We start from the raw sequence: 10581 nt of genomic DNA, 5'->3' as shown, positions 1-10581 counted from the left end.
CGTCCCACGGGCCCCGCCGCACGCCGCGGCCTATCATTCCTCCCAGCCGAGCCTAGGAGGAGCAGTGGCCACATCGGCCGACGCGGACGTCCCGACGCCCCCGCGGGTGCGCCTGCCACGGGACGAGCGACGCGCACTCCTCCTGGAGGCCGCGCTCGCCGCCTTCTCCGAGCATGGCTACCACGCCACGGCCATGGACGACATCGCCGATCGCGCCGGCGTCTCCAAGCCGGTGCTGTACCAGCACTTCGACAGCAAGCTCGACCTCTACGTCGCCCTCGCCGAGCGGGTCCGGGACGACGTCGTCGACACCGTGCGGGTGGCCCTGGCCTCCACCACCGAGAACGAGCTGCGCATCGCCGCCAGCCTGCAGTCGTTCTTCGAGTTCGTCGACCGACCCGGCTCCGGCTACCCCCTCATCATGGCCTCCGACATGGGTGGAGAGCCCTCGGTGGCGCGGATCCTCGAGCAGGCGCAGCGGGGGTGCGCCGAGGCGATCGGTCGCGTGATCCAGGACGAGACCGACCTGGGGTGGGAGGAGGCGGCGCTGCTCGGATGGGCCATCAGCAGCCAGGTGCAGACGGTCGCGCGGCACTGGTACGAGTCGCGCTCGCCCGTGTCCCGCCGGCAGGCCATCGACCTGCTGCGCACGCTGGTCTGGCGCGGCATCGGTCACGTCCCGCAGACGGGCGGCGCGGCGGACGCGGTGTCCGGAGGCGACGACGGGGCGGGATAACCTCGGGGCGACAACCGTCCCCACCAGCCCAGGAGGAACAGTGGAGGTCCGCATCGGCGTCCGGAACGTCGCCCGCGAGGTCGCGTTCGAGTCTGACAGCACCCCGCAGCAGGTCCGCTCGGCCGTCACCGAGGCCATGAGCAACGGCAGCCCCCTCATCGAGCTCGAGGACGACAAGGGGCGCACCGTGCTCGTGCCGACCGCGGCCCTCGCGTATGTCGAGATCGGCGCCCAGGAGAAGGGCCGGGTCGGCTTCGGCACCCGCTGACGAGACCCGCCCGGGGTGGGTTGGCTTGGCGCAACTCCCCTGTTGGCACTAGCGTGACTCCTGTTGCACAACGTGGTGCCTGCGCTTCAGCGTGGGCGCCCGCCGGAGGAAACGCCCTCCGTCATCGAATACGTGAAAGGTCACGCACATGCTTTGGACCATCATTGTCGCCCTCATCGTGGGCTGCATCGTCGGCCCGCTCGCTCGTCTCATCCTGCCGGGTGACCAGAACCTGTCGATCCCCGTGACCATCCTCCTGGGTGCCGTGGGCTCGCTCGTCGGCGCCTGGGTGGGTGCCCAGTTCCTCGGCACCGAGGGGGAGCAGTTCAGCTTCTGGGGCCTCATCCTCGGCACCATCTTCGCGATCGTGGCCGTCGCGGCCTACATCGCGGTGACCCGTCGCGGCGGGAACCGCGCCGTCAACCGCTGACGCGCACCGACGCCTGACCGACGGCGCGGACTCCCTGACGGGAGGCCGCGCCGTCGTGCTGTCCTGGGCCGGGCCTGTCTCGGGCGGGGCGCGGGACCGGACTCCGGTACGCTGGAGGGGTTCACCGGTGACCGGTCGGCCGCTTTCGCTGCGGTTGCACAGGTCGGGCGCGTCGCCCGGCCACTCCACAAGGACGTTCCCGATCGGCCCGCGAGCCCGGCGCAGCCCTGACGCGCGCCCGGACCCTTCGACCCGATCGTGAGAACCCCGTGCAGGAGACCCGCACCTTCGCCGACTTCGGCATCCACCCCGACCTCGTGCGCGCCATCGCCGAGCAGGGGATCACCCACCCCTTCCCCATCCAGGCGATGACCCTCCCGGTCGCCCTGGCCCGCCACGACATCATCGGCCAGGCCAAGACCGGCACCGGCAAGACCCTCGGCTTCGGCCTCCCGCTCCTGCACAACGTGCTCGCGCCCGCGGACCCGGGGTATGCCGCACTGGAACGCCCGGGTGCTCCGCAGGCCCTGGTCGTGGCCCCCACCCGTGAGCTCGCCGTCCAGGTCTCCTCGGACCTGCAGAAGGCGGGGTCACACCGGGGCGTGCGCGTCCTGACCGTCTACGGCGGCCGCGCCTACGAGCCCCAGATCGAGACGCTGCTGCGCGGCGTCGAGGTCGTGGTCGGCACCCCGGGACGGCTCCTGGACCTCGCCGGGAAGGGGCACCTGTCCCTCGCCCACGCCCGCACGGTCGTGCTCGACGAGGCCGACGAGATGCTCGACCTCGGGTTCCTCCCGGACGTCGAGAAGCTGCTGGCACTGACCCCCGCCGGGCGTCACACCATGCTGTTCAGCGCCACGATGCCCGGCGCCGTCGTCTCGCTCGCCCGTCAGTACATGACGCAGCCGACGCACATCCGGGCGATGACGGAGGACGGCGAGGGTCACACGGTCGCCGCCGTCGAGCAGTTCGTCTACCGGGCCCACGCGATGGACAAGGTCGAGATGGTGGCCCGCCTGCTGCAGGCCGAGGGACGGGGCCGCACCATCGTCTTCACGCGGACCAAGCGCACCGCCTCCAAGGTCGCCGACGAGCTCGCCGACCGCGGCTTCGCTGCGGCCGCGATCCACGGCGACCTGGGACAGGGGGCGCGGGAACAGGCGCTCCGGGCGTTCCGCAGCGACAAGGTCGACGTCCTGGTGGCCACCGACGTCGCGGCCCGCGGCATCGACGTCGAGGCCGTGACCCACGTCGTCAACTACCAGTGCCCCGAGGACGAGAAGACCTACCTGCACCGGATCGGACGGACCGGGCGGGCCGGTGCCACCGGCGTCGCCGTCACCTTCGTCGACTGGGACGACATGCCGAGGTGGGGCCTGATCAACAAGGCGCTCGACCTGGGCTACCCCGAGCCGGAGGAGACCTACTCCTCCAGTGCGCACTTCTTCGAGCAGCTGACCATCCCGGCCGGCACCAGCGGCACGTTGCCGCGCTCCGCGCGCACGCACCAGGGCCTGGCCGCCGAGGAGCTCGAGGACCTCGGCGGTCCGCAGCGGGCCCGTGGCGACCGCGCCGGAGGTCGCGGTGGCCGTGACGGAGCGCGGGGTGACGCCAGGGGCGGTCGTCGCGCAGCAGCACCGAGGGGTGAGCGCGACCGCCCGCGAGTCGCCGACGAGGGCGCGGGATCGCCGGCCGCCGGCGAGCGTCGTCAGGCCAAGCCGCGCCGTCGTCGTCGCACCACGCGGACGGGTGACGCCTCGACCTCCGAGTGATCAGCCCGGGCGGAGCCCGGCCCCCAGGAGCCGATGTCCCGTCCCTGCGGCGATGATCTGCTCCAGCACCTGCGGCCGCGTCGTGTTCTCCGCCAACCGGTTCGGCTTGCCCGACCCGTGGTAGTCGCTCGACCCGGTGCGCAGCAGCCCGAGCCGGGACGCGAGCCGCGCGGCGTGCTCCCGCTCGTGGGGCCCGTGGTCGCGGTGGTCCACCTCCAGGCCCGCCAGACCGGCGTCAGCCATCTCCTCGACGACCCCGTCCGGCACCACCCGGCCACGGGCGCTGGCGAACGGGTGGGCCATCACCGGCACCCCGCCGGCCGCGAGCACCAGCTCGGTGGCCCGGACGGGGGACGGTGCGTAGTGCGAGACGTAGTAGGGGCCGTCCGCCGCCAGGACGCTCTCGAACGCGCGGTCCCGGACCGGGAAGACGCCGTTGCGCACCAGCACGTCTGCGATGTGCGGGCGCCCCAGGGTGGCGCCGGGGCCGGCGAGCTCGAGCACCTCCTCGGCGCTCACCGGGTACCCGTCCGCGGCGAGCAGGTCCACCATGCGCAGCAACCGCGTCTCCCGGCTCGCGCGGCTCGCCTCGAGCTCCCCCCGCAGGGCCTGGTCCTGGGGGTCGGGGAGGTAGGCCAGGAGGTGCACCGAGACCCCGCGCCAGCTGCAGGAGACCTCGACCCCGGGGACCACGCACACGCCGAGCTCCCGGCCGGCCGCGTCCGCCTCCGCCCACCCCGTGACGACGTCGTGGTCGGTGAGGGCCATGACGTCCACCCCCGCGCGGGCGGCCTCCCGCACGACGGTGGCCGGCGGCTCGCGTCCGTCGCTGCACAGCGAGTGCGTGTGCAGGTCGATGACGCTGTCGGGGCGCACCGCTGTCATGGGAGCCACCTTAGGCGGGCCCGCGAGACCGCATACTGGAGGTGAGAGCCCCGGACCATCCGGCGCCCCCGACCGGAGGAGACCCATGTCGCGCACGTCCCGCCGCCCGCTCGCCCGCGCCGGCGCCGTCGTCCTGCTGGCCGCGAGCCTGCTGGCCGGTTGCGCCCAGGAGGAGCCGACCGGTGACGCGGATCTCCCGAGCAGCGCGGCCCCCACGTCGGAGGAGGTCCAGACCACCACCGAGGCCGCCGTGACGTCGGAGCCCCCCGTCGCCGACGACGGGTCGGTCACCTCCTCGGCCCCGCCGGAGGAGGCGGAGGAGGAGGCGCCGGTCGCCGTCACCTCCGCCGACCAGAGCTTCACGGCGGACCTGCCCGCGGGGTGGGTGGACGCGATGGACCTCGTCGACGACGAGAACGTCCAGCTCGCCGGGCGGGCGCCGGAGCAGGTGGACGGGTTCTTCCCCAACATCCTGGTGACCCAGGAGGAGTACGTCAGCAACCTCACCTCAGCCGTCGAGGAGACCGCGGAGCAGCTGGCCGGCGAGGACGGCGAGTACGAGCTGCTGGAGCCGGCGGAGGTGGACGGCAACCGCGCCCCCGGCTACACCATCGTCCGCGAGGTCCAGGGCCGTTCGCTCGCCCAGACCCAGCGCTGGATCAGCCACGACGGCACGCTGTACGTCGTCACCCTCTCGGCTCCCGAGGCGGACGCGCAGGAGGCGGCCCCGTTGCTGGACTCCCTGCTGGCCTCCTGGACCTGGCAGGACTGAGCGCTCCCCGCCCGACCCCGGTCAGGCGTGCCCCGGCGCGCGGCGTCGCGCGCGCTGGGCGGCCCGGTCCAGGCTGAAACGCCGCCGGGCGAGGAACCCACCGATCGACAGTCCACCCGCGAGGGCCAGACCGGTCGCCACCGCGCTGACGAACTGGATCGTCGCGGTGCCGACCACGGCCGGGTTGTCGGACAGGATGAGGTTGATGGCGCGGTACACCGCCAGCCCGGGGAGGAGCGCCACGATGCTCGCCGTCGCGACGGCCAGCTCGGGGACGCGCAGGCGACGGTGCGCGGCATACGCCAGCGCACCGACCGGCACGGCGGCCACGGCGGTGGCGGCCGCACCGCCCAGCCCGAGCAGGAGGCCGGCCGCGAACACCAGCCATCCCAGCGCGGCGATCAGCATCGCCATGACCGTGGTCCGCAGCCCGGCGTAGGTGGTGAGGCAGAAGCCGAGCGCGATGAGCAGCGCCCCGGCGCCGTCCACGAGGGGGTTCCCTCCGAGCAGGAGCGTGTCGTCCACCTCCATGGAGATGCCCAGGGCGTTGCCGAGGGCCATGACGGTGCCGACCCCTACCGCGATGCCCAGCGTCATCATCAGCACCTCCAGGCCGCGGGCGCCGGCGGTCACGTAGTAGCCGTCGAGGGCGTCCTGGGTGGCGCCCAGCAGCCCCAGCCCGGCGAGCAGGACGACGATGCCGGAGACGACCACCAGGGACGGGTAGCGCACCCCGAGCACCGAGACGCCCTGGCTGTCGCCCCAGAAGATGAGCAGGGCGATCGAGGCGGGCACGGCCGCGCTGACCGCCTGCGTGAAGAAGGCCGCGACCCCCGCGAGCGAGAGCAGGCGCTGCGCCCGGTCGACCAGCGTGGCCGACAGCGCGGCGACGAGCCACATCAGCGGTCCCGCCCCGAAGAGCATCACCACGCCGACCCCCATGAGACCGGCTCCGAGGGTGGCGACCCAGCGCCGGTAGGGATGCGGCGCGGACAGCACCCGGACGAGCCGCACCCTCGCGGTGTCGACGTCCGGCGGCCGCCGTCCGTGCCCGGCCGCCCTCACGACGTCGTCCACCAGGTGCTGGACCGCCTCGAGGCGGGTGTAGTCGAGCGACCGGCCCGGTACGACGCGCATCACCGACAGGGGGTCCTCGAGGAGCCCGCGGTGGATGGAGACGGTGATCGAGGTGAAGGTGACGTCCACGTGCGCCGACCGGACCCCGTAGGCCTCCACGAGGCGTAGGACCGTCTCGACGCAGTCGGCTGCCGAGGCGCCCGTGGACAGCATCGCCTCGCCCACCCGCAGGGCCAGGTCGATGACGGCGCGGGCCTGCCGCTGGGAGATCTCCTCGTCCCCGCCCGTCCGCGTCCCCATGGTGACGGTCGGCGGCGCCACCCCCCTGACCACGTGGGTGGCCCGGTCGCGCCATACCCGGGCCACGCGCGGGGCGGCGCTGACCTGCGGTCCGCTGACCCGCTGCGGTCCGGTGACCTCCCCCTGGTCGGGCTGGGTGGAGATGGAGTCGCTCACCCGCACCAGGGTAGGGGCAGCGCAGCACGGACTGCCCCGCGGTGTGCATCGGGAGCGCCGCCTACGATGACCCGGTGAACGCGAGCGAGAAGCAGCACCAGGCCGAGCACCGCGAGCGCCCGAGCAACGAGGCGTTCCGCTCATTCATGGGAGGCGGGTGGGCGCCGCGGGCGACCGGGCTGCCCGAGCTGACCGAGGCGGCGAGGTATGCCGCCGCGCGCCGGGAGGCGCTCTCGACCGCCTTCCCGGGCGAGCGGCTGGTGGTCCCGGCGGGCGGGCTGAAGATCCGCAGCAACGACACCGACTACGTCTTCCGCCCGCACAGCGCGTTCGCCTACCTCACGGGGCTCGGCGCGGACCGCGAGCCCGATGCCGTGCTCGTCCTCGAGCCGCTCCGCGACGGCGGGGCCGGTGGTCACGAGGCGGTCCTCTACTTCCTGCCCCTCGCCGACCGTGACAGCGAGGAGTTCTTCGCCGACTCCCGCGTCGGGGAGTTCTGGGTGGGCGCACGACCCACGCTCCGGTCTGCTGCCGCCGAGCTCGGCCTGACGACGCGCCACCTCGGCGAGCTCGCGGACGCCGTCGGCAAGGACCTCGGAGCGGGCGGCCTCGTCGCCCGGGTCGTCCGCGACGCCGACCGGGAGGTGGCGCAGCAGGTCGACCTGGCCCGGGCCCAGGCCGGGCTGACGAGCGAGGCGCAGGTGGCCTCCGCGCTGGAGGGCGACGCGGTCCTGGCCCGGTGGCTGTCCACGCAGCGACTCGTCAAGGACACGTGGGAGGTGCGGCAGATGGAGCAGGCCGTCACCGCCACGGCGGACGCCTTCGACGCCGTCGTCGCCGAGCTGCCGGAGGCGGTCCGGCGTGGCCGCGGCGAGCGCTGGGTGGAGGGGGTCTTCGGGCTGCATGCTCGCCATGCCGGCAACGGCGTAGGGTACGACTCCATCTGCGCCGCCGGCGAGCACGCCACGACCCTGCACTGGATCCGCAACACCGGCGACGTCCGCGAGGGCGACCTGCTCCTGCTCGACGCGGGCGTCGAGACGGACACGCTCTACACCGCCGACGTCACGCGGACCGTCCCCGTCGACGGCACCTTCTCCCCCGCCCAGCGCAAGGTGTATGACGCGGTGCTGGCCGCGCAGGAGGCCGGGCTGGCCGCGGCCCGCCCGGGCAACACGTTCAAGGACGTCCACGCCGCGGCGATCCGGGTGATCGCCCAGCACCTCCTGGAGTGGGGGCTGCTCCCGGAGGGAGTCACCCTGGAGCAGACGCTCGACGCCCAGGAGGGTCAGTTCCACCGCCGCTGGATGGTGCACGGCACCAGCCACCACCTCGGGCTGGACGTCCACGACTGCGCGCTCGCGCTGCGCGAGGACTACGTCGACGGGGAGCTGCGCGAGGGGATGGTGCTCACGGTCGAGCCCGGCCTGTACTTCAAGTCCGACGACCTCCTGGTCCCGGAGGAGCTGCGGGGCATCGGCGTGCGGATCGAGGACGACGTCGTCATCACCTCCGACGGCTGCCGCAACCTCTCACGGATGCTGCCCAGGAGCGCCGCCGACGTCGAGGCCTGGGTCCGCTCCGGCGGTGCCCGCTAGCCGAGCTGGTGACCGGGACGCTCGTCGAGCAGGTCCCGCGCCCGCTGCGCGTGCTTGTGCTCGGTGAGGACCTCGTAGCGGGTGGCGACGACCTGGCTCACCGAGACGAAGTCGCGCCGCCCGCGCGTGAGGGCGTAGCCGAGCAGGGCCCAGACCAGACCGAAGAACGCCCCGAAGAGCACCGCACCCACGATCATCATCAGCGCGTCGGTGGGCTGGGCGAAGAGGGAGACGATGAGGCCGACGAACAGGCCAAGCCAGACGCCGGAGAGCAGCCCCCCGAGGGCCACGCGGCCCGCGGTCAGGCGACCGGTGACCCGTTCGATCTGCTTGAGGTCGGTGCCCACGATCATGCACTGCTCGACCGGGAAGTCGTGGTCGGAGAGGTAGTCGACGGTGGCCTGCGCCTCCTCGTAGTTGTCGAAGACCCCGATGCTCATCGGGTAGGCGAGGGTCAGGACCGGGCCGGGTCCGATGCCCGCCGGGCGGCGTGCGGCTGCGGAGGACGTCACGGGTGCCATTGTGCCGCCACCGCCCGCCCGGGGCGAGCCCCGGCCCGGTGCGCCGTCGAGGACGCGCGGTCCGACCGGCCGGGTGGCACCGCGATCGGGCCCCGGCGCACCGCCCGTGGCCTATTCTGCCCACCGTGAGCTCTCCCCGCGTGTTCGTCGCCCGCCTCAACGGCCTGAGCGTCTTCGACCCGCTGGGCGACGAGGTCGGCCGGGTGCGCGACGTCGTGGTCACCCTCACCGGCCGCGCCGCCTCCCACGGCCCCCGGGTGATCGGGCTGGCGGTCGAGGTGCCGGGCCGCCGCCGCGTCTTCGTGCCCATCACCCGGGTGACCTCCATCGACACCGGGCAGGTCATCACCACCGGTCTGGTCAACCTGCGTCGCTTCCAGCAACGCCCCGGCGAGACCCTCGTCGTCGGTGAGCTCTTCGACCGCCAGGTCACGGTGGCCGAGGAGGGGCAGCGGGTCCCGGCCGTCATCGAGGACATCGCCATGGACCAGGAACGGGGCGGCGACTGGCGCCTCACCAAGCTCTTCGTGCGCAAGGGCGTCCCCGCCGCCCGGGCCGGCTCGGGTCTGCGCCTGCGCCGGCGGCGCGGTGAGACGATGCTCGTGGACGCCGAGGCGGTCGAGGGCCTGCAGGAGGCCGGTCCCGCCCAGGCGGCCACGGCCCTGCTGGAGGCCTACGAGGACCTCAAGCCCCAGGACCTCGCCGAGGCTATCCACGACCTCAGCCCCAAGCGCCGTGCCGAGGTCGCCGACGCGCTCGACGACGAGACGCTCGCGGACGTCCTGGAGGAGCTCCCGGACGACGACCGGCTGGAGATCCTCACCCACCTCCCGTCGGACCGGGCGGCGGACATCCTGGAGGTCATGCAGCCGGACGACGCGACGGACCTCCTCGCCGACCTGCCCGTCGCGACCCAGGAGGAGCTGCTCCAGCTCATGGAGCCGGACGAGGCCGCCGACATCCGGCGCCTGCTCACCTACGACGAGGACACCGCGGGCGGTCTGATGACGACGGAGCCGGTCATCCTCGGGCCGGAGGCGACCATCGCCGAGGCCCTGGCGCTGGTGCGCCGCGAGGAGCTCCACCCGGCCACCGCCTCCCTCGTCTACGTGACCCGCCCTCCCCACGAGACACCGACCGGCCGGCTCCTGGGCAGCGTCCACATCCAGCGTCTGCTGCGCGAGCCGCCGCACCAGTCGGTCGGCTCGATCCTCGACGCCGACATCGACCCGGTGCCCCCCGACGCGACGCTCGGCGAGGTGACCCGGTCGCTGGCCACCTACAACCTCGTGGCGCTGCCCGTCACCGACCCGGAGGGCCGGCTCCTCGGCGCGGTCACCGTCGACGACGTGCTCGACCACATCCTGCCGCCGGACTGGCGCGAGGACGACGACGACACCCTGAGGGAGGTCCGCGATGCCTGAGCGTCGCCCCAGGGTGCCGGGCCCGACCCCACCCAGCACGTCCGCCGCGGCCGCAGCCGCGGCGAGCTCCTCGCGGAACCGCCTCGACCAGCCGCTGGCCAAGGCGCGCCGGTGGGTGCCGCACACCACGATGGACCCCGAGAGCTTCGGCGCCTTCGCCGAGCGCTTCGCCCGGTTCATGGGCACCGCGCGGTTCCTCGTCTACATGACCGCCTTCGTGATCCTGTGGCTCCTGTGGAACACCGTCGCCCCCGGGCCGGTGCGTTTCGACCCCTACGCGTTCATCTTCCTCACCCTCATGCTCAGCCTGCAGGCCTCCTACGCGGCGCCCCTCATCCTGCTCGCGCAGAACCGGCAGGCGGACCGCGACAAGGTGCAGATGGAGCAGGACCGCGCCCGCAACGAGCGCACGCTGGCGGACACCGAGTTCCTCACCCGGGAGGTGGCGGCGCTGCGGCTCGCGCTGCGCGAGGTCGCCACCCGTGACTTCGTGCGCTCCGAGCTGCGCACGCTGCTCGAGGACCTCGAGGAGCGCGCGGAGGAACGCGGACGCCGGCAGACGCTGGTGGAGCGCGCCGACCCTCCCACCGCGACGCGGGGGGACCCCGCCGGGTCCTGAGCCGCCGCCGGCGCGACATACGA

11 protein-coding genes are annotated in these 10581 nt (G+C 73.5%); 8 read left to right on the top strand and 3 right to left on the bottom strand.

Going from position 1 to position 10581, the window contains the following annotated elements; translation table 11 throughout:
* The first annotated feature begins 64 nt into the window (after window positions 1-64).
* The 4 genes from D4B81_RS14170 (at window position 65) to D4B81_RS14155 (ending at window position 3206) form a co-directional block, all read left to right on the top strand.
* A complete protein-coding gene (locus tag D4B81_RS14170) occupies window positions 65-736 on the top strand; it encodes a TetR/AcrR family transcriptional regulator (protein ID WP_161965175.1) in 672 nt (223 codons plus the stop codon).
* Between the two features lie 40 nt (window positions 737-776).
* The gene (locus D4B81_RS14165; RefSeq protein WP_122263247.1) at window positions 777-1004 is read left to right on the top strand and encodes a DUF3107 domain-containing protein; all 228 of its coding nucleotides are present in this window, start codon (window positions 777-779) and stop codon (window positions 1002-1004) included.
* A gap of 148 nt (window positions 1005-1152) precedes the next feature.
* The gene (locus tag D4B81_RS14160; protein WP_122263245.1) at window positions 1153-1434 is read left to right on the top strand and encodes a GlsB/YeaQ/YmgE family stress response membrane protein; all 282 of its coding nucleotides are present in this window, start codon (window positions 1153-1155) and stop codon (window positions 1432-1434) included.
* A 269-nt stretch (window positions 1435-1703) separates the two neighbouring features.
* Window positions 1704-3206, top strand: coding sequence for a DEAD/DEAH box helicase (locus D4B81_RS14155; RefSeq protein WP_122263244.1), 1503 nt, complete (start codon window positions 1704-1706; stop codon window positions 3204-3206).
* Here the strand turns inward: D4B81_RS14155 and D4B81_RS14150 are convergent, their stop codons facing one another.
* Window positions 3207-4091 carry a PHP domain-containing protein gene (locus D4B81_RS14150; RefSeq protein WP_122263241.1) on the bottom strand — a complete coding sequence of 295 codons (885 nt, stop codon included), beginning with the start codon at window positions 4089-4091 and terminating at the stop codon, window positions 3207-3209.
* 85 nt (window positions 4092-4176) lie between these two features.
* Between D4B81_RS14150 and D4B81_RS14145 the strand changes: the two genes are divergently transcribed.
* Window positions 4177-4863 carry a hypothetical protein gene (locus D4B81_RS14145; RefSeq protein ID WP_122263240.1) on the top strand — a complete coding sequence of 229 codons (687 nt, stop codon included), beginning with the start codon at window positions 4177-4179 and terminating at the stop codon, window positions 4861-4863.
* Between the two features lie 21 nt (window positions 4864-4884).
* Here the strand turns inward: D4B81_RS14145 and D4B81_RS14140 are convergent, their stop codons facing one another.
* Complete coding sequence (locus D4B81_RS14140; RefSeq protein WP_161965174.1) at window positions 4885-6396, bottom strand: threonine/serine exporter family protein; 1512 nt, start codon at window positions 6394-6396, stop codon at window positions 4885-4887.
* Between the two features lie 74 nt (window positions 6397-6470).
* On the opposite strand from D4B81_RS14140, the gene D4B81_RS14135 reads away from it, so the two are divergent.
* Window positions 6471-7994, top strand: a complete 1524-nt coding sequence (locus D4B81_RS14135) for an aminopeptidase P family protein (protein WP_237566010.1) — start codon at window positions 6471-6473, stop codon at window positions 7992-7994.
* Here the strand turns inward: D4B81_RS14135 and D4B81_RS14130 are convergent.
* Complete coding sequence (locus tag D4B81_RS14130; protein ID WP_122263327.1) at window positions 7991-8506, bottom strand: YflT domain-containing protein; 516 nt, start codon at window positions 8504-8506, stop codon at window positions 7991-7993. The two genes, D4B81_RS14135 and D4B81_RS14130, sit on opposite strands and share 4 nt — an antisense overlap.
* 134 nt (window positions 8507-8640) lie before the next feature.
* Between D4B81_RS14130 and D4B81_RS14125 the strand changes: the two genes are divergently transcribed.
* Together D4B81_RS14125 and D4B81_RS14120 are read left to right on the top strand one after the other, a co-directional pair.
* A complete protein-coding gene (locus tag D4B81_RS14125) occupies window positions 8641-9939 on the top strand; it encodes a magnesium transporter MgtE N-terminal domain-containing protein (protein WP_097188090.1) in 1299 nt (432 codons plus the stop codon).
* A complete protein-coding gene (locus tag D4B81_RS14120; RefSeq protein WP_122263234.1) occupies window positions 9932-10558 on the top strand; it encodes a DUF1003 domain-containing protein in 627 nt (208 codons plus the stop codon). Before D4B81_RS14125 ends, D4B81_RS14120 begins: the two co-directional genes overlap by 8 nt.
* Window positions 10559-10581 lie beyond the last annotated feature (23 nt).

The organism is Ornithinimicrobium cerasi, from assembly GCF_003702705.1.
In the GTDB taxonomy this organism is placed as follows: Bacteria; Actinomycetota; Actinomycetes; order Actinomycetales; family Dermatophilaceae; genus Ornithinicoccus; species Ornithinicoccus cerasi.
Note: the sequence above shows the minus strand (reverse complement) of the source record. Positions and strands in the feature narration are given on the sequence as shown.